This window comes from Allobosea sp. GW823-FHT02B03 (assembly GCF_058797755.1).
Genome location: NZ_JBXAJY010000002.1, coordinates 787,667 through 804,726, shown reverse-complemented (window position 1 = coordinate 804,726; position 17,060 = coordinate 787,667). Strand labels below are relative to the sequence as shown.

General features: G+C 67.6%; 18 protein-coding genes. 7 read left to right on the top strand and 11 right to left on the bottom strand.

Annotation, left to right across the window (positions count from 1 at the left end):
- The first annotated feature begins 140 nt into the window (after positions 1-140).
- From proC to AC1REK_RS08880, 4 genes are all read left to right on the top strand, one after another.
- Positions 141-956 carry a pyrroline-5-carboxylate reductase gene (proC, locus tag AC1REK_RS08895; protein ID WP_327524094.1) on the top strand — a complete coding sequence of 272 codons (816 nt, stop codon included), beginning with the start codon at positions 141-143 and terminating at the stop codon, positions 954-956.
- Between the two features lie 65 nt (positions 957-1,021).
- Positions 1,022-1,762: a TetR/AcrR family transcriptional regulator gene (locus tag AC1REK_RS08890; protein ID WP_492268327.1), complete on the top strand. Its 741-nt coding sequence runs from the start codon at positions 1,022-1,024 to the stop codon at positions 1,760-1,762.
- 103 nt (positions 1,763-1,865) lie between these two features.
- Positions 1,866-3,854, top strand: a complete 1,989-nt coding sequence (locus AC1REK_RS08885) for a methyl-accepting chemotaxis protein (protein ID WP_316016791.1) — start codon at positions 1,866-1,868, stop codon at positions 3,852-3,854.
- A 2-nt stretch (positions 3,855-3,856) separates the two neighbouring features.
- On the top strand, positions 3,857-4,210 hold the full coding sequence (locus tag AC1REK_RS08880) for a tRNA-binding protein (RefSeq protein ID WP_492268328.1): 354 nt from the start codon (positions 3,857-3,859) through the stop codon (positions 4,208-4,210).
- A gap of 3 nt (positions 4,211-4,213) precedes the next feature.
- Here the strand turns inward: AC1REK_RS08880 and AC1REK_RS08875 are convergent, their stop codons facing one another.
- Positions 4,214-5,131 (bottom strand): pyridoxamine 5'-phosphate oxidase family protein, encoded by a 918-nt coding sequence (locus AC1REK_RS08875; protein ID WP_492268329.1) that lies wholly within the window; start codon positions 5,129-5,131, stop codon positions 4,214-4,216.
- Between the two features lie 5 nt (positions 5,132-5,136).
- On the bottom strand, positions 5,137-5,760 hold the full coding sequence (locus AC1REK_RS08870) for a glutathione S-transferase family protein (protein ID WP_492268330.1): 624 nt from the start codon (positions 5,758-5,760) through the stop codon (positions 5,137-5,139).
- Between the two features lie 68 nt (positions 5,761-5,828).
- On the opposite strand from AC1REK_RS08870, the gene AC1REK_RS08865 reads away from it, so the two are divergent.
- The gene (locus AC1REK_RS08865) at positions 5,829-6,764 is read left to right on the top strand and encodes a LysR family transcriptional regulator (protein WP_492273791.1); all 936 of its coding nucleotides are present in this window, start codon (positions 5,829-5,831) and stop codon (positions 6,762-6,764) included.
- 14 nt (positions 6,765-6,778) lie between these two features.
- Here the strand turns inward: AC1REK_RS08865 and AC1REK_RS08860 are convergent, their stop codons facing one another.
- The gene (locus AC1REK_RS08860; RefSeq protein ID WP_492268331.1) at positions 6,779-7,702 is read right to left on the bottom strand and encodes a transcriptional regulator GcvA; all 924 of its coding nucleotides are present in this window, start codon (positions 7,700-7,702) and stop codon (positions 6,779-6,781) included.
- Between the two features lie 105 nt (positions 7,703-7,807).
- On the opposite strand from AC1REK_RS08860, the gene AC1REK_RS08855 reads away from it, so the two are divergent.
- A complete protein-coding gene (locus tag AC1REK_RS08855; RefSeq protein ID WP_492268332.1) occupies positions 7,808-8,032 on the top strand; it encodes a DUF1127 domain-containing protein in 225 nt (74 codons plus the stop codon).
- Positions 8,033-8,118: 86 nt separating this feature from the next.
- On the opposite strand, the gene AC1REK_RS08850 is transcribed toward AC1REK_RS08855, so the two are convergent.
- The 3 genes from AC1REK_RS08850 to AC1REK_RS08840 form a co-directional block, all read right to left on the bottom strand.
- Entirely contained in the window at positions 8,119-9,519 is a 1,401-nt protein-coding gene (locus AC1REK_RS08850; RefSeq protein WP_390893218.1) for an ATP-binding protein, read from the bottom strand.
- A 53-nt stretch (positions 9,520-9,572) separates the two neighbouring features.
- Positions 9,573-10,301 (bottom strand): response regulator, encoded by a 729-nt coding sequence (locus AC1REK_RS08845; protein ID WP_492268675.1) that lies wholly within the window; start codon positions 10,299-10,301, stop codon positions 9,573-9,575.
- A 62-nt stretch (positions 10,302-10,363) separates the two neighbouring features.
- A complete protein-coding gene (locus AC1REK_RS08840) occupies positions 10,364-10,882 on the bottom strand; it encodes a MarR family winged helix-turn-helix transcriptional regulator (protein WP_492268676.1) in 519 nt (172 codons plus the stop codon).
- Positions 10,883-11,058: 176 nt separating this feature from the next.
- Between AC1REK_RS08840 and AC1REK_RS08835 the strand changes: the two genes are divergently transcribed.
- Positions 11,059-11,946 (top strand): branched-chain amino acid aminotransferase, encoded by an 888-nt coding sequence (locus tag AC1REK_RS08835; protein ID WP_316016784.1) that lies wholly within the window; start codon positions 11,059-11,061, stop codon positions 11,944-11,946.
- A gap of 57 nt (positions 11,947-12,003) precedes the next feature.
- Here AC1REK_RS08835 and AC1REK_RS08830 read toward each other — a convergent pair whose 3' ends face one another.
- The 5 genes from AC1REK_RS08830 to uvrC all read right to left on the bottom strand — a co-directional run bounded on the left by AC1REK_RS08830 (position 12,004) and on the right by uvrC (position 16,828).
- Positions 12,004-13,086: a DUF1176 domain-containing protein gene (locus AC1REK_RS08830; protein ID WP_492268333.1), complete on the bottom strand. Its 1,083-nt coding sequence runs from the start codon at positions 13,084-13,086 to the stop codon at positions 12,004-12,006.
- A gap of 2 nt (positions 13,087-13,088) precedes the next feature.
- On the bottom strand, positions 13,089-13,544 hold the full coding sequence (locus AC1REK_RS08825) for a molybdenum cofactor biosynthesis protein MoaE (protein WP_492268334.1): 456 nt from the start codon (positions 13,542-13,544) through the stop codon (positions 13,089-13,091).
- A gap of 162 nt (positions 13,545-13,706) precedes the next feature.
- A complete protein-coding gene (locus AC1REK_RS08820) occupies positions 13,707-13,958 on the bottom strand; it encodes a MoaD/ThiS family protein (protein WP_492268677.1) in 252 nt (83 codons plus the stop codon).
- A 23-nt stretch (positions 13,959-13,981) separates the two neighbouring features.
- Positions 13,982-14,593 (bottom strand): CDP-diacylglycerol--glycerol-3-phosphate 3-phosphatidyltransferase, encoded by a 612-nt coding sequence (gene pgsA, locus AC1REK_RS08815; RefSeq protein WP_316016781.1) that lies wholly within the window; start codon positions 14,591-14,593, stop codon positions 13,982-13,984.
- A 138-nt stretch (positions 14,594-14,731) separates the two neighbouring features.
- Positions 14,732-16,828 (bottom strand): excinuclease ABC subunit UvrC, encoded by a 2,097-nt coding sequence (uvrC, locus tag AC1REK_RS08810; RefSeq protein WP_492268678.1) that lies wholly within the window; start codon positions 16,826-16,828, stop codon positions 14,732-14,734.
- Positions 16,829-17,060: the final 232 nt, after the last annotated feature.

The following is a 17,060-nucleotide window of genomic DNA, read 5'->3' as shown; positions in this document are numbered from 1 at the left end:
GCGGCCGCGATCGGGCTTGACCCGGCACCCCCCATGCGCGTCATGGTCGGGCTTGACCCGACCATCTCATGACAGAGATTCTCGGGTCTCCGCTTCGCTGCGCCCGAGGATGACGCGCGGCATCGACAAGAGAGACGCCCATGTCCAGCCAGCTTCCGCAATCCCTCGTGCTCGTCGGGGCCGGCAAAATGGGCGGCGCCATGCTCGAAGGCTGGCTCCGCATCGGCATGGCAGGACCTGGGATCACCCTGGTCGATCCGCATATCAGCGAGGCCATGTCGACGCTCGCTGCCGAAAAGGGCATGGCGGTCAATCCGCCGAAGGTCGCTGCCGCCGAAGTGGTGGTGCTGGCGACCAAGCCGCAGATGCTCGACACCGCCGCCCCTGCCGTCCAGGCGCTGATCGGCCCGCGCACCCTCCTGATCTCGATCCTCGCCGGCAAGACGCTCGGCGATCTCGCCCAGCGCCTGCCCAATGCCGGGGCGATCGTGCGGGCCATGCCGAACCTGCCGGCCTCGGTGCAGCGCGGCGTCACCGCCGCCGCCGCCGGGCCCGGCGTCAGCGCCGCCCAGCGGGAGATGGCTGACGCGCTTCTCGGCAGCATCGGGAAGGTCGAATGGCTGGCCGATGAGGGGCTGATCGACGCCGTCACCGCAGTTTCGGGTTCCGGCCCGGCTTATGTCTTCCATCTGGTCGAAGCTCTCGCCGCCGCGGGGGCGGCCGCCGGCCTGCCTGCCGATCTGGCGGGGCGGCTGGCGCGGGCGACGGTCGAGGGCGCCGGCGAAATGCTGTTCCAGTCGGACCTCGCGCCGGGAACATTGCGCCAGAACGTGACTTCGCCCGGCGGCACGACCGCCGCGGCGCTCGAAGTGCTGATGGCCGAGGACGGCATGCCTCTGCTGATGCGGCGCGCCGTTGCTGCCGCCAAACGTCGCGCCGAAGAGCTTTCCGGCTGAGCGGCCTTTCAACCGGCGCCGGTGGAGCCTAGATTCAGGATATCTGCAGGCGACAGGAGAATCCGATGGCACGCAAGCCCGCTTCCCCCAAAGCCGAGCCGGCTGCCGCGAAACCGGCGGCCCCGAAGCCCGATCCGCGCCGCGCCGTGGTCGATGCGCTGTTCCGGCTCGCGGCCAATCGCTCCTGGGACGAGATCGAATTGCCCGAGATCGCACGCGAGGCCGGGCTCTCCCTTGCCGAGATGCGTGGCCTGTTCCCCTCGAAGCTCGCCATTCTCGGCGGGCTCGGGCGCATCGCCGACGACGCGGTGCTGGCGGGGAACTCGGACGATCTGATGGAGGAAAGCTACAAGGAGCGCGTCTTCGACCTGGTGATGCGGCGGCTCGACGCGCTGGCGCCCTACAAGGCCGGGCTGCGCGCCGTGATGCCGGCGCTGCGGCGCGACCCGTTGGCGCTGGCGGCGCTCGGCCGCAACGCCGTGAACTCCTGGCGCTATATGCTGGCCTCCGCGGGCATCCCGACCGAGGACAGCCTCGGCGGCGTCAGGGTGCGTGGCGCGGTGCTGCTGATGAGCCGGGTCGCGGAGACCTGGCTCGAGGATGACGAGCCGGAGCTGTCGCGGACCATGGCGAAGCTCGATCGCGAGCTGAAATCCGCCGGCCGGATCATGGCGCGCGTCGAGGATGTGCACCGGCTGACGGCGCCGCTGCGCGGCCTTGCGCGGGCGCTGTGTGGTGGCAGGAGGGAGAGCCGCCGCGAGCGGCTGCGCAACGAGGATGGTGACGGTTACGCGGCGGCGATCTGAGGCGCCGCGCCGAGCGGCCGGGATCGTGGCCAAACCGTGGCAGTGTTAAGCGGCCTTTAGCGATTTCTCGCAACTGTGCGGACCTCACCTTCGAGGTCCGCCAATGTCATTTCTGAAGAAGATCGCCTCCCTGTCGATCGGCCGCTCGTTCGGGCTGGTCGCGATTCTGGCCGCCGGTATCGGCGTCGCCAGCGTTGCCGTGACCTTGAACCAGGCCCGCATCGACATGATGGACCTGAAGCGTTCGGAGGTGAAGGACATCGTAGAGGCGGCCGCGTCGACCGTGAACGCCTATGTGGCACGGGTTGAGAAGGGCGAGCTCAAGGAGGCCGAGGCTCAGAAGCTGGCGCTCGACGCCATCGCCAATGCCCGCTTCGACAACGGCAACTACCTGTTCGTGGTGCGCTTCGACGGCGTCAACATTGCCCATGCCAGCCCGAACCTTGTCGGTACGGACATGATGGCGTTCAAGGACGCCAATGGCCGGTTCTTCGTCAAGGACATGGTCGAGCTCGGCAAGACCAAGGGCTCGGGCTTCGTCGACTATTTCTGGCTGAGGAGCGGCGACAAGCAGCCCTCGCTGAAGATTTCCTATGTCGCGGCCGTGCCGAAATGGCAGTGGGCGATCGGAACCGGCATGCATGCCGACAGCGTCGATGTGGCGTTTGCCGGGCTGGTTCAGGATGTCGCCATCGTGCTCGTGCCGCTCGCGCTGCTGATGTTCGGGCTGGTCTTCTATCTGAGCCGCCGTGCTTCGCGCATGCTCGCCGGGCTCTCGGAAAACATGGGCGCCCTCGCCGCCGGCGATCTCCGGGTCGCCATCGACCATCAGGAGCGCCAGGACGAGGTCGGCAACATGGCGCGTGCGCTGGTCGTCTTCCGCGATGCCGCCCTGGCGAAGCAGCAGGTCGAGGCCGAGAAGGCCCAGGCCGAAGCCGAAGCGAGCGATCAGCGCCGCGCTGCCGATACGCAGCGCAACCTCAACGAGGCGCAGCGCAGCGAGGAGGCGCAGAAGCAAGCCGTTGTCGTCGAGGCGCTCGGCGCGGGTCTCGAGCATCTGACCGCGGGCGATCTGACCTATCGTATCGATGCCGTCTTCAGCGGCGAGTACGCCAAGCTGAAGCAGGACTTCAACACGGCCATCGCCCATCTCGAAGAGACGATGCGCCAGATCGCGACCAACACCGAGAGCATGAAGGCCGGCGCCGGCGAGATCAGCCAGGCGGCCGACGATCTCGCCAGCCGCACCGAGCAGCAGGCCTCCTCGGTGGAGGAGACCGCGACCGCGCTCGACCAGCTCACCGCGACGGTGCGCCAGACCGCCGAGGGCGCCCGGCAGGCCAGCCAGGCGACCACCCAGGTCAAGGGCGAAGCCGAGCAGTCCGGCCAGATCGTCCGCGAGGCGGTCGCCGCCATGGGCGGCATCGAGAAGTCCTCCGAGGAGATCTCGCAGATCGTCGGCGTGATCGACGAGATCGCCTTCCAGACCAATCTGCTGGCGCTCAACGCCAGCGTCGAGGCGGCCCGCGCCGGCGATGCCGGCAAGGGTTTTGCCGTCGTCGCCTCCGAGGTGCGTGCGCTCGCCCAGCGTTCGGCCGACGCCGCCAAGGAGATCAAGGGGCTGATCACCGCCTCCACGATCGAGGTCGAGAAGGGCGTGGCGCTGGTCGGCCAGACCGGCAAGGCGCTCGAGCGCATGTCCGGGGAGATCACCCGCGCCACCTCGCTCGTCGCCGAGATCGCCTCGGCTGCCGGGGAACAGGCGACCGGGCTGCAGGAGGTCAACACCGCCGTCAACGAGATGGACCAGGCGACGCAGCAGAACGCGGCGATGGCCGAGCAGTCGACCGCCGCCTCGCAGGCGCTGGCCCAGGAGGCCGACCGCCTCGCCGCCCTGGTCTCGCGTTTCAAGCTCGGCGGCGACGTGACCGCGCTGAAAGCCATGGCCGCCCGGATGGCGCAGGTCGCGAACGCTTCGACCGCTCCCGCGCCGCGCCCTGCGCGCGCCGCCGCCCCAGTCGCCAGCAACGGCCATGCAGCGCCGCGCAAGCCGGTTCTCGCCAGCAATGATCGGGGTTGGGAGGAGTTTTGAGCGTGTCTCCCGAGCCCGCCGCGCCGATCGGCTTTGAGGATTTCCTCAAGGTCGACATCAGGGTCGGTACCATCGTCGAGGCCGAGCCCTATCCCGAAGCGCGCAAGCCTTCGATCAAGCTCGTCATCGACTTCGGCGGCACGATCGGCCGCAAGAAGTCCTCGGCGCAGATCACCCGGCATTACCGGCCCGAGGACCTCCCGGGCCGGCAGGTGCTGGCGGTGGTGAACTTCCCGCCGCGCCAGATCGGCAAGTTCATGTCGGAAGTGCTGACCCTCGGCATTCCCGATGGTGATGGCGAGGTGGTGCTGATCGGTCCGGGGCTTTCGGTTCCGGATGGCGGCCGGCTGTATTGAGCGTCAGCCGGCGGCGGCTGCCGCTGGTCGCCAGACCCCTGTCGCGAGTGTGGTCGGAGCTGGTTCCGCGACGGACCAGCGCAGCGGCAGCGCCGCGCGGCGCCTCCAGCCGCGCTGGCTGCGGAAGCGCCAGAGCCGCTGCGCTCCGGCGATTTCGGCGAGCTCTTGCCCGCCCCAGAGGATCTCGGTCTCGCCCTGGAGCTGGAGCACATCGCCGCTCGAAAAATCGATGAAGAGCAGGCTCGCGGCCGGTTCGAGCAGCAGGTTTCCGAGCGTGTTGAAGTAGCTGTTTCCAGCGAAATCGGGGACGGTCAGGCAGTCGCCCTCTACGGCGACGAATCCCGGCCGGCCGCCGCGATGCGAGATGTCGACGCCGCCCGCCGCTGCACTGGCGATGAACAAGGTGTCGGAGCGCGCGATCAGGGCACGAGCCTCCGCGTCGAGACCAGCGAACGCCTCGGCCGGGGCGGTGACGGCGGGAACCCGCATCGGTTCGCGGCTCTGGATGTATTTGGCGCAATTGCCGAAGCTCTCGCTGACCTCGACCGTCAGGCCAGCATCGGCGAGCGCGCTGATCGTGCCATTGGCGCGGTTGCGCCGGCGCGTGCGGAAGTCCAGCCCGAGCAGGCCGATCGGCGCCCCGACCGCGAAGGCCGTCATGGCCGGGTCATGCGGCGACGGCCGCGCTGCGATCGCAAGCTCCGTCGGCGAGGGGCTGGTGACGAAGCCCGCTTCGCCGGTCAGCACCGTCGCGATCGGGTGGCCTGCCGTGTCGAGCCCGGCGGCGAAGATGTAGGGCAGCAGCCCGAAGAACTCCCGGTGCTGGTCCGGCATGAAGCTGCGGATGCCGGCGCCGCGCGAGCTTTGCCCGGCAAGCGCCTGCGCCTTCAACTCGCCTTGGTGGAAGGGCTGCCCGTCCATCGCGGTCAGCCTCTTGCCGGAATTGGCGAGCGCGGCATCGGCTTGAAGAAGGGCAGGGCTTCGACGCGGGCGAGCCAAGCGCCTATTGCGGGGAACGTATCGAGCGGAATGCCGCCCTCGGGGGCGTGCGCGACATAGGAATAGCAGGCGAGGTCGGCGAGCGTCGGATGTTCGGCAGCGAGGAAGCTTCGCTGCTGGAGATGATCTTCCATGAAGCCGAGGAGGCGGGTCGCGATGCGCTCCGCCCGCACCGGCTCGTCGGGAAAGTTGAACTGGGCGATCATCCGCGCGGCGGCGGGGCCATGCATCACCTCGCCGGCTGCGATCGAGAGCCAGCGCTGCATCTGTGCCGCCGTCACGGGCTCGTCCGGCATCCAGGCGCTGTGAGGCGCATAGCGCCGGACCAGATAGACCATGATCGCATTGCTGTCGGCGAGAGTGAGGTCGCCATCCTGCAGGACCGGGATCTGGCCGAGCGGGTTGAGGGCGCGAAAGGCCTCCGCCCGACGGATTTCCGCCGGCGCGGGCACGAACTCGAACTCCAGCCCGAGCGCGCGCAGGAGGAGTTCGACCCGGTGGGTGTGACCGGAGAGAGCGGTGCCGTGCAGGACGATGCGGGAGCCGGACATGAGAACCTCGTTGTTGTCCGGCAAATCTGATTGTTTCGCACAGCGGTCGAAAGACGGTATGATCGCAAATCAGAATTCCATCGGGGGCAACGAAGCTGGACCGTCTCGACGAGCTTTCGATCTTCGTCGCGATCATCGACACCGGCAGTCTCGCTGGAGCGGCAAGACAGCTCCGGCGTTCCCGTCCGGCGGTGACGCGTGCGCTTGCCGCTCTCGAAAGGCGCGCGGGCGTCAGCCTGATCGCCCGCACCACCCGGCAATTGATGGCGACGGAAGCGGGCCGCGAGCTGGCGGCCTCGGCGCGGCGGATCCTGTCGGAGTATGATGTATCGCTGTCGGGCGTCGCCGGTGCGCCGGTGCGCGGGCTGCTGCGGATCACGGCGCCGCTCGCCTTCGGCCGGCGCCATGTCACGCCGATCGTCGCCGAATTCCTCGACCTCTATCCCGAGGTCCAGGTCGAGCTGACCCTGTCCGACCGCAATCTCGACCTGATCGAGGAGGGGCTCGATCTTGCGGTCCGGATCGGGGCACTGCCGAATTCGCGGCTGGTCGCCCGCAAGGTCGGCGAGGTCAGGCGGGTGCTGGTCGGCGCGCCGGATTATCTCGAACGCCGCGGCGTCCCGCAGCGCCCGTCCGATCTCGCCGGGCACGACACCATCGCCAGCATCGCCGCCGGCCAGACCCTGCTCTGGCGTTTTGCCGGCAGCGGCCGCGATGCCGGCGTGACGATCACGCCGCGGCTGATCGTCAACGAAGTCGAGTCGGTGCTGATCGCGGCCCGCTCGGGGCGCGGCCTGGCACGGGCGCTGTCCTATCAGGTCGCGCCGGATCTCGCGGAGGGCACGCTGGTCCGGCTGCTGCGCGAATGGGAGCCGCCGGCCGCGCCGGTCCAGCTCGTTATCCCGGGCGGCCAGCATCTGGCGCCGAAGGTTCGGGCCTTTCTCGACCATGCGGCGGCGCGGCTGCAGCATTTGCCGGTGATCCGGCCGGAACACGGCGGCTGAAGCCACTGCGGCTTTCAGAGCTGCTCGTTATGGGCCCTGGCCTCGTCGCGGATCCAGTTGCGAAACGCCGCGATCGCCGGCCGGTCTGCCGACGCTTCCGGGCAGACCAGATAATATTGATGCGGGCTCCTGACCTGATGGGGAAAGGGGCGGACGAGACGGCCCGCATCCTGATAGTCGCCGATCAGGACGCTGGTCGCGAGCGCGACGCCCTGGCCCGAGGCGGCCGCCTGCAAGGCCAGGAAGGTATGGGAGAAGCGCGGGCCCTGGCTGGCATCGACATCGTCGACCCCGGCCAGAGCGAGCCAACGCGGCCAGGTGATGTAGTCGGGGATGCCTTCCGCCGCCTCGTGCAGCAAGGTGTGATGGCGAAGATCCGACGGCGAGCGCAGGGGGCGCAGCGGGTCGTTGAGCAGGGCGGCGCTGCAGACCGGAAAGAAGTGCTCTTCCATCAGCAGGTCCGAGCGCAGGCCGGGATAGACGCCCTGGCCGAACCGAATCGCGACGTCGACATCCTCGCGGCCGAAATCGGTGAGGTTCACCGAGATCGAGATGCGGACCTCGAGCTCGGGATGGCGCTCCTTCAGCGAACCCAGCCTGGGGATCAGCCAGCTCAGGGCGAAGCTCGGCATGGTGCTGACCGTCAGCACGGTGGAGGCGTCGGGTCGCATCGCCTGCGCGGTGGCTTCGTTGAGCTGGTCGAGCAGGCCCGAGATCGCGGCGGCGTAGCGCTCGCCGAGGCCGGTCAGCGCCACGCCCTTGCTCGGCAGGCGGATGAACAGAGGGCGCCGCAGCCAGGCCTCCAACGCCCGGACCTGCTGGCCGATCGCGCTGGCCGTGACCGCGAGCTCCTCGCCAGCCCGCTCGAAGTTGAGATGCCGGGCAGCCGCCTCGAAGGCACGCAGCGAGGTCAAGGGCGGAAGCTGGCGACGGGACATTGGCTGGCCAAGTTCAGCTTGGGCGGAAGCGTAGAACTTCTCATTTGCTCTGTCGGCCTGCAAGGCTCAGATTCACAGGCATAATCTCCATGAGAGGAGGCCGCCATGCCGGCCAGGATCGCCACAGAAAATCTATCCCAGCTCGCCGAGAAGCACGCCGCTGCGGGTATTTCCGGCCTGCTGCTGCGCTTCGAGGACTGGCTCGCCATGCGGGCAAGCGCACGGGCCCTCTACCGCATGGACGATCAGGCGCTTTCCGACCTCGCCTTGTCGCAAAGCGATGTCGAGCGGGTGAATCGGTCGGCGCGCAAGGCGCCCTGGCGCCAGTAAGCCGTCTGCAGCGCACAAGGACAAGCAGCCCCGGGGAGCGTAGCTCATCCCGGGGCTCAGGTGTATTCGCCTGAGAATCCGCTGCCTCAAACCGGCAGGCGCACCGTCGCGCGCAGGCCGCCCAGCGGCGATTCTCCCAGGATGATGTCGCCGCCATGCGAGCGGGCGATGTCGCGGGCGATGGCGAGGCCGAGGCCGGTGCCGCCGCCATCGACATTGCGGGCCTCGTCCAGGCGGAAGAACGGCTTGAACACGTCCTCACGGAGTTCCGGCGCGATGCCCGGCCCGTCATCGTCGACCATGACGATGAGGTAGCGCGCATCATGCGTGGCGCGGATGGCGATGCGGTCGCCGAAACGGGCCGCGTTGGACACCAGATTGGTCAGCAGCCGGCGGACGGCATCGGGGCGAACGACGACGAGCGGGTCGCCGACGACAGTGAGCTCGGTCTGGTGGCCCTGGCGCTCGGCATCGGCCTTGAGATGTTCCAGCAGCGAGCGGATGTCGGTCTCGACCGGCGATTCGCCTGCATCGCCGCGCGCGAAGGCGAGGTAATCCTCGAGCATGCGGCTCATCTCGTCGACATCCTTTTCGATCGCCTCCAGGTCGGGCGATCTCTCAAGCAGCGCGAGGGAGAGCTTGAAGCGGGTCAGGATGGTGCGCAGATCGTGGCTGACGCCGTTCAGCATCATGGTGCGCTCGCCGATCGAGCGTTCGACGCGGCGCTTCATCTCGATGAAGGCATTGCCGGCGCGGCGAACCTCGCGCGCCCCGCGCGGGCGGAAATCGGCGTCGCGCCCCTTGCCGAAGGCCTCGGCCGCGTCGGCGAGCCGCAGGATCGGCCGGATCTGGTTGCGCAGGAACAGCACCGCGATGGTCAACAGGATCAGCGAGGTGCCCGTCATCCAGAGCAGGAAGATGTGGCTGTTCGAGGCATAGGCCTGGCTGCGTCGGGTCAGGACCCGCATCACGTCCTTGCCGAGCTTGATGCGGATCTCGATCAGGCTGGAGCGGCCGACGGTGTCGAGCCAGAACGGCCGTTTCACCTGCTGGCTGAGCTCGGTCGAGAGCGCGCTGTCGAGCAACGAGAAAAAGGGGCGGGGTCCCGGTGCCGGCAGGTCGGTATCGGGCAGAATGTCGACGTCGAGGCCGAGCCGCTCCTGGGCGATGCGCGAGAGCAGGGCGGCGTCCTTGTCCTGCGGGTAGCTCTCATAGACGTCGATCAGGGCGGCGATATCCTGGGATACCGCCGCTGAGAGCCGCTGCGTCACGGTCTGCCAGTGGCGCTCCATGAAGACATAGGCGATGACCGATTGCAGCAAGACCACCGGCGCGATGACGATGACCAGGGCGCGCGGATAGAGCCCCTTGGGCATGATCCGGCTGATCGCCCGCGCCGGGCGCTTCTGCAGGCGCTTGAGCGGCGCGAACAGCGTGGCGCCGATCCGCGCCAGCACGGCGCCCACCGGGCGCAGCCAGGCACCGATTCTCGCCGCGAGCGGGAGGAGGCGGCGCCGGAGTGAGGCGTCGGCCATGATCTTCAGCCCCGGTCGATGACGAGGCGGTAGCCGACGCCGCGAACGGTCTGGAGGTAGAGCGGGTCGGCCGGATCGCGCTCGATCTTTCGGCGCAGGCGGTTGATCTGGACGTCGATGGTCCGGTCGTTGGCAGCCGAGCCCTGATTGGCGAGCTGCTCGCGCGGCACGTGCTCTCCGGCCCGCTCGGCGAGCACGGTCAGGATTTCGCGCTCGCGCTCGGTGAGGCGGATCGATTCCTCGCCCTGGCGGAGTTCGCCGCGGGCGAGGCCGAAGACGAAGGGGCCGAAGCGGACATAGTCAGGCCGGGGCGGCGCCGGCGGCGGTTCGGGTTGGGCAGTGCGCTTGAGGATGTTGCCGAGGCGCAGGATGAGCTCGCGCGGCTCGAACGGCTTGGCGAGATAGTCATCGACGCCGATTTCCAGCCCGTTGATGCGGTCGCCGCTCTCGGTCCGGGCCGTCAGCATCAGGATCGGGATCTCCGAGCCGGCGCGCAGGCGCCGGGCGAAGTCGAAGCCGTTCTCGCCCGGCATCATGATGTCGAGCACCATCGCGTCGAAGACGAGATGGCCGAGCCGGGCGTCGGCCTCGGCCGCATTGGCTGCAGTGGTGACGCGGTAGCCGTGATCGCCGAGGAAACGGGCCAGCAGGTCGCGCAGGCGGCGGTCGTCGTCGACCACCAGGATATGTGGGGCCTCGTCCGGAATCGGTTTGCGCTGGCCGCTCGGCGCCATCATCCCCGTCCCCTCGATTCTGTCGGAGCTCCGCTCATGCTCCTTTCGAGTAGCACGAAGCGTCAGGTCGACCCAGCCAGATGCGCCATCACGCTGCGCCGCGCAGCAGGATCGATCAGGCCGGCGAGATAGCGTGTGATGATCGGGGCGGTTTCGGGGCCCGCCGCTTCGAGCGCGCGGCCGATGCGCCTTGCCTGCAACTCAGCGAGGCGTATGGCGAGCTCGCGGCCCGCCTCGGTGGCGTGCAGTTTGCGCTGACGCTTGTCACGGGTGCCGGGGCGCTGCTCAACAAAGCCGGTCTCGACCAGTTCCTTCAGCACGCGGTTGAGGCTCTGCTTGGTGATCTGCAGGATGTCGAGCAACTCGGCGATGGTCATGCCCGGTCGGCGCTGGACGAAGTGCAGCACGCGGTGATGAGCGCGGCCGAAGCCGTAATCAGCGAGGATGCGGTCGGGATCGCCGACGAAGTCGCGATAGGCGAAGAAGAACAGCTCGATCAGGTCGTAGGGCACCGGCTGGCTCGACGCCTCGGATGTGGCCGGAGTGACGGGATTCGGGGTGGGCGTGCTCACGTTCGTGATCTCTTTTTATGTCAGCCTTGTTGACATATCTCAGACGTAAGATTACCGGTCAAGCACGCGGAGCGACCGATTATGTCGCAAGCGCCGGTCTCGGCGTAGTTTTGATACCGCGCTTGCACCCGCTTTCGCCTTGTGGCGATGTCGGCTGCAAGAAAAGGATCAGGAGGATCTGTACCATGTCAGTCATTCCTTTCGACCAGCGCGACGGCGTCATCTGGTTCGACGGCAAGCTCGTGCCGTGGAAGGAAGCCAAGGTGCACGTACTCACCCATGGGCTGCATTACGGATCCTGCATTTTCGAGGGCGAGCGCGCCTATGACGGCGTGATCTACAAGTGCACCGAGCACTCGCAGCGCCTGCAGAAGTCGGCCGAGATCATGGATTTCACGATCCCCTATTCGATCGCCGAGCTCGATGCCGCCAAGTATCTCTGCCTCAAGGAGAACGGCCTGCGCGACGCCTATGTCCGCCCGGTCGCCTGGCGCGGCTCGGAGATGATGGCGGTTTCCGGCCTGAACAACGCGATCCATACCGCGATCGCGGTCTGGGAGTGGCCGAGCATGTTCGACATGGCGCAGAAGCTGAAAGGCGTGCGCCTCGACGTCGCGGCCTATCGCCGGCCCGACCCTGCCTGCGCCCCGGTGCACGCAAAGGCCGCCGGCCTCTACATGATCGCGACGCTCTCCAAGCATAAGGCGGAGCGTGCCGGCTATGCCGACGCGATGATGCTCGACTGGGAAGGCAATGTCGCCGAGTGCACCGGCGCCAACATCTTCTTCATCAAGGACGGCGTGATCCACACCCCGACCGCCGACCGCTTCCTGAACGGCATCACCCGCCAGTCCGTGATCGAGCTGTGCAAGAAGCGCGGCTTCGAGGTGGTCGAGCGTCGTATCCGGCCGGAGGAGCTGGAAGGCTTCTCCGAGTGCTTCATCACCGGTTCCGCCGCCGAGGTGACGCTGGTCTCCGAGATCGGTCCCTACAACTTCGTCACCGGCAATATGGGCAAGGTGATCATGGAAGACTATTCGGACGAGGTTCGGCCGAAGTCCAAGGCGGCCTGAGACCGGCCTGCATGTCCGATTGAACTCGTCCCGGGCAGCTCGGCTGCCCGGGATTTTTCATTTCGTGACCTTCACATCGCTGCGGAAGAGGACCAGCCAGTCGTCCGACGGTATCTGGCGGCATTCGCCCATCGTGCTGAGCGTCGTGAGCGCGAAGTCGGAGCCGGTCCAGGCGTAGGTGCCGGAGCCGCCGCAATCGCCGATGCCGCGGCCCTTGGCGAAATAGCCGAGCTGGCCGTCCTTCGGGGTGTAGTCCGAATTGATCAGCACGTTGTTGTCGTTGCCGGCGAAAGCGACCTTGCGTGCACCGGCCACCGCATCGCCCGTGACCAGCCAATAGCCGGTGAGGATATTGTAGGCGCCGGCGCCGCAGTAGAGCCCGATAAGCTTGCGCCCGCCATCGAGCGGCCAGACGCGGTCGGGATTGTAGCGGGCGCCTTCGTCATCCTGCTCGCAGGCGTCCGGATCGCTCGTCTTCAGATGCTTGCGCAGGGCCGCGGCCAGTGTCTTCGCCGCGCCTTCGGCCAGCGCCGGCCCGGTCGCCCTGGCGGTGATCACTGGCAGGGCCGGCGGCGACGGCACGGTGCTCGCGGCAGCGGGGCCCTTGCGGACCAGCGCCGTCGTCGTGTTGAGCCGGCCCTGCTGCTCGTCGATCCAGAGCATGGCCGCGACCGAGCCGGCGAGCGAGATCGCGTAGCTCTTCCCGGCCAGGGACGCAGAGAGCTTCGTCGCCTTGCGCGCCGCGGCGATCAGCGCCGCGGCGTCGGCTTCCGAAAAGACGATGCGGGCGGTCTCGGCGTCTTCGACCGTGGCGGCCAGCGGCTTGCCGCCGGAAGGGAAGGGCGCGCCGTCGAGCTTGAGGCCGATCGTAAGCGGTGCCTTTAGCTTCTCGCCTGTCAGCTTGAGCGAGAGGGAGATGGCGCCGTCAGGGCCGGCGGGCCTTTCGAGCCTGAGGTAGCCGACGGTCTCGGCGGTTTCATCGGGCAGCGAGAGCGCCGTGCAGCTGCGAAGGTTGTCGCAGCCGGCGATCCAGTCGCGGAAGGTCTTGCCCTGGCTCTGCGCCGATGCCGGGGCCGTCGCGGCCATGAGGATCGCCCCCCAGAGCGGGACCAGCCTCGCCACCAACCATCCCGTGCCCATCGTCAGCTCCAGCGTTCCGCCGCCTTGTCGTCGACTTCCTTGGCCTCGACCCAGCCGCCAAGCGTGCCATCGGCGAGGTGCTCGCGCTTCCAGAAGGGCGCGCGGGTCTTGAGATAGTCCATCAGGAAATCGGCGGCCTCGAAGGCCTCGCGGCGATGGCTCGATGCGGCGATCACCAGGACGATCTGCTCGCCTGGCCTGATCAGGCCGAAGCGGTGGATCGCAACGAGGCCGGAGAGCGGCCAGCGCGCGGCAGCTTCAGCGGCGACGCGCGCGATCTCGGCTTCGGCCATTCCCGGATAATGCTCGAGTTCAAGCGCCGCGAGGCGGCCGCTCTCATCGCGGCAAAGCCCGGTGAAGCTGACGACGGCGCCGATATTGGCGTTGCCGCGGGCGAGCGCCGCGACCTCGGCGCCGAGGTCGAAATCCTCGCGCTGGATGCGGATGATCGGAGTCATCACGCAAGCTCCGAAAGAAAGCGCCGGTTTTCCCGAACAGTCGTCCCGGCCGAAGCGAAGCGGAGAGCCGGGATCCATGCCTGAACCGTTCCGGAATGGATCCCGGGTCTCCCTACGGTCGCCCGGGATGACCAGAAAGGTTCACTCACGCTCAAAGAACTCTCACCCACCGGTCATCGGCGGGAAGAAGGCGATCTCGCGGGCGCCGGCGATCGAGGCAGCCGGCTTGGCATGGGTGTGGTCGATGGCGGCGCGCACGATCGCCTCGTTCTCGAAGGCGAGCTCATAGCCCTCGCCACGGGTCTTCAGCCAGCGCACCAGCTCTGCGATGGTCCCCGTGCCCAGCGGCGGCGTGACGATCTCGTCGGCAAGCCCGACGCGCTCGCGCACCCAGGCGAAATAGACCAGCTTCAGCGATTGGGTGGCAACGTGCTGGTTCATGGCGCGCGCTCATCCATGGCGACGAGATGGCGGATACCGGCGTTGAGATAGTCCCAGCCGGTATAGATCGTCAGCAGGGCGGCGACCCAGAGCATGACGATGCCGATCTGCGTGTTGTGAGGCAGGACCTGATCGCCCGCCGGACCGACGACGAGGAAGCCGAGCGCGAAGAGCTGCGCCGCGGTCTTCCATTTCGCGACCTTGCTGACGGGGACGCTGACCTTGAGGTCGGCGAGGAATTCGCGCAGGCCGGAAACCAGAATCTCGCGGCAGAGGATGACGATCGCTGCCCAGATCGACCAACCGTGAATCGTGTCGGTATGGACGAGCATCAGCAGGAGAGCACAGACCAGCAGCTTGTCGGCGATGGGGTCGAGCATGCGGCCGATCGCCGATTGCTGGCTCCAGGCGCGTGCGAGCCAGCCGTCGAGATAGTCGGTAACGGCCGCCGCGACATAGATCGCCAGGGCCGCCCAGCGGGCCCAGTCGTCACGCGGCCAGAACAGCAGCGCCACCAGCGCCGGAATCGCAGCGATCCGGCCATAGGTCAGCAGGTTTGGCAGCGACCAGGGGCCGCGTCGCCGGATAGCGTCAGGAAGAATCGTCACGAAGGATACCAAGCCGCGCGTTTGCGACAGCGTCAACACGCAACACGGTGATTGCATGGCGAAGCTGCGTTGCGAAATCGGCAGGTCGCCGGTGGAGCAGGTTCGCGGGGCGTGCGAGCGAACCTGCCGCAACGACCTTCAGCGGTCGTGAAAATGATCGTGAACGGCCTTCGCGGTCGCCGCGTTGACGCCGGGCGTCCTCATCAGGTCGTCGAGCTTGGCGCGCTGGATCGCCTTGACCGTGCCGAAATGTAGCAGGAGCGCGCGCTTGCGGGCGGGGCCGATGCCGGGGATCTCGTCGAGCGGGTTCTTGGTGATGTCGCGCTTGCGCTTGGCGCGGTGCGTGCCGATGGCGAAGCGGTGGGCTTCGTCGCGCAGGCGCTGGATGAAGTAGAGCGCCGGGTCGCGCGGCGGCAGCTTGAACGGCTCGCGTCCCACCATGAAGAATGTCTCGCGCATGGCGTTGCGATCCTCGCCCTTGGCGATCGCGACGAGCGCAATGTCGCTGGCGCCGCATTCGGCCATGATCTTGCGCGCCGCCTCGAACTGGCCCTTGCCGCCGTCGACGATGACGAGGTCGGGCCGCGAGGGGAAGGGGGCGTCGTCTTCGGGCAACTCGGAAGCCGGCCCCGCCATCTTTTCAGCAGGAATGGTAGCGGGAGAGGGACTCGCCCCCCCGAGTTCGTCCACAACTGTGTCAGGCTGCTCGCCCGTCTCCGCCTGAACCAGTTCGGCTGCTTCGGTCGCCGCTCCCCCCTCCTTCGCCAGCCGCGAGAAGCGCCGCTTCAGCACCTCGCGCATCATGCCGAAATCGTCGCCGGCGATGGTGTCGCTGGAGATGTTGAAGGTGCGGTAATGGCTCTTCATGAAGCCGTCCCTGCCGGCGACGACCATGCCGCCGACCGCGTTCGTGCCCATGATGTGCGAGTTGTCGTAGACCTCGACGCGGCGTGGCGCCTTCTCCATGCCGAAGGCGGCGCCGAGCGCGTTGAGCAAGCTCTGCTGGCCGGCATTGTCGGCGAGCTTGCGGGCGAGCGCCTCATGCGCGTTCTTCTGGGCATGGGCGACGAGATCGCGCCGCTCGCCGCGCTTGGGCGCCGCGAGTTCGACCTTGCGGCCGGCGCGGGCGCAGAGCGCCTCGGCAATGAGGTCGGCCTCCGGCAGATCATGCGAGACCAGCACCAGCCGCGGGGGCGGCTTGTCGTCGTAGAACTGGGTGACGACCGAGGCCAGCACCTCGGCCGGGCTCAGGCTCTTGTCGGCGCGCGGGAAAAGCGCGCGGTTGCCCCAGTTCTGCTTGTTGCGGAAGAAGAAGATCTCGACGCAGAACTGCCCGGCCTGCTCGTCGATCGCGAAGACATCGGCTTCCTCGACCCCTTGCGTGTTGATGTCCTGCCCGGCCTGCACGGCCGAGAGCGCCGCCAGCCGGTCGCGATAGCGCGCCGCCTTCTCGAATTCGAGTTCCTCGGCCGCCGCCTGCATGCGTTCCGACAGGAGCTGCTTCACCGCCGAGGAACGGCCGGAGAGGAAGGCGCGGGCCTGGTCGGCCAGGGCCTGATAGTCAGTGTGCGAGATCTCGCCGGTGCAGGGACCGGAGCAGCGTTTGATCTGGAAGAGCAGGCAGGGTCGGGTACGGTTCTCGTAATAGCTGTCCGAGCAGGAGCGCAGCAGGAAGGCCTTCTGTAGCGCATCGATGGTGCGCTCCACCGCCCAGACCGAGGCGAAGGGGCCGAAATAATCGCCCTTGCGCTGGCGCGAGCCGCGGTGCTTGGCGATCTGCGGGGCCGGATGGTCGCCTGACAGGAAGATGTAGGGGAAGGATTTGTCGTCGCGCAGCAGCACGTTGTAGCGCGGCCTGAGCTGCTTGATCAGGTTCGATTCGAGCAGCAGCGCCTCGGTCTCGGTGCCGGTGGTGACGAATTCCATGTTCGCGGTCTCGGCGATCATGCGCGCGACCGCATTGGTATGCGCCATGCCGCGGGCATAGGCCGTGACCCGGTTCTTCAGGCTCTTGGCCTTGCCGACATAGAGCACCTCGCCGGCGCGATCGAACATCCGGTAGACGCCCGGCCGGTTCGGCAGGTGCCTCGCGAACTCGGCGATCACCTCGATGCCCGCCTTGAGCGCGCCCGGAGCGGCCTCTCCGAGATCGAGCGCAGGCTCGGGCGCGGGGAGGGCGGTTTCCTCCTCCAGCTCGATCTCTTCCTCGGGCAGGTCTGGGCGTTCGCGATTCATGGGCTGCATGTAGGATGTCGCAGGCGCTTCGTCATGTCAGGAGCGGCTTCGTTCCTGCTCGACGCGCCCGACGTCTGGTCCGCGCCGGTTAACCTGTCACTCGCACGCTTGAATTGCACTGTATTCAGGCCGGCGGAGCGACCGTTTTCCGTTGATGTGATCGAGATTCCATAGACCGCCTGCGAAGGATGCCACGAGGTGATCTGATCTATTTTTGAATTTTTAATTGACA

Excerpts from the sequence above, each read along its gene's own strand:
- AC1REK_RS08835 (WP_316016784.1), top strand. The coding sequence starts at position 11,059 with ATGTCAGTCATTCCTTTCGACCAGCGCGACGGCGTCATCTGGTTCGAC.
- AC1REK_RS08870 (WP_492268330.1), bottom strand. The coding sequence starts at position 5,760 with ATGTCCGGCTCCCGCATCGTCCTGCACGGCACCGCTCTCTCCGGTCAC.
- AC1REK_RS08890 (WP_492268327.1), top strand. The coding sequence starts at position 1,022 with ATGGCACGCAAGCCCGCTTCCCCCAAAGCCGAGCCGGCTGCCGCGAAA.
- AC1REK_RS08860 (WP_492268331.1), bottom strand. The coding sequence starts at position 7,702 with ATGTCCCGTCGCCAGCTTCCGCCCTTGACCTCGCTGCGTGCCTTCGAG.
- AC1REK_RS08825 (WP_492268334.1), bottom strand. The coding sequence starts at position 13,544 with ATGACTCCGATCATCCGCATCCAGCGCGAGGATTTCGACCTCGGCGCC.
- AC1REK_RS08855 (WP_492268332.1), top strand. The coding sequence starts at position 7,808 with ATGCCGGCCAGGATCGCCACAGAAAATCTATCCCAGCTCGCCGAGAAG.
- AC1REK_RS08845 (WP_492268675.1), bottom strand. The coding sequence starts at position 10,301 with ATGGCGCCGAGCGGCCAGCGCAAACCGATTCCGGACGAGGCCCCACAT.
- AC1REK_RS08885 (WP_316016791.1), top strand. The coding sequence starts at position 1,866 with ATGTCATTTCTGAAGAAGATCGCCTCCCTGTCGATCGGCCGCTCGTTC.
- AC1REK_RS08875 (WP_492268329.1), bottom strand. The coding sequence starts at position 5,131 with ATGGACGGGCAGCCCTTCCACCAAGGCGAGTTGAAGGCGCAGGCGCTT.
- uvrC (WP_492268678.1), bottom strand. The coding sequence starts at position 16,828 with ATGAATCGCGAACGCCCAGACCTGCCCGAGGAAGAGATCGAGCTGGAG.
- proC (WP_327524094.1), top strand. The coding sequence starts at position 141 with ATGTCCAGCCAGCTTCCGCAATCCCTCGTGCTCGTCGGGGCCGGCAAA.
- AC1REK_RS08830 (WP_492268333.1), bottom strand. The coding sequence starts at position 13,086 with ATGGGCACGGGATGGTTGGTGGCGAGGCTGGTCCCGCTCTGGGGGGCG.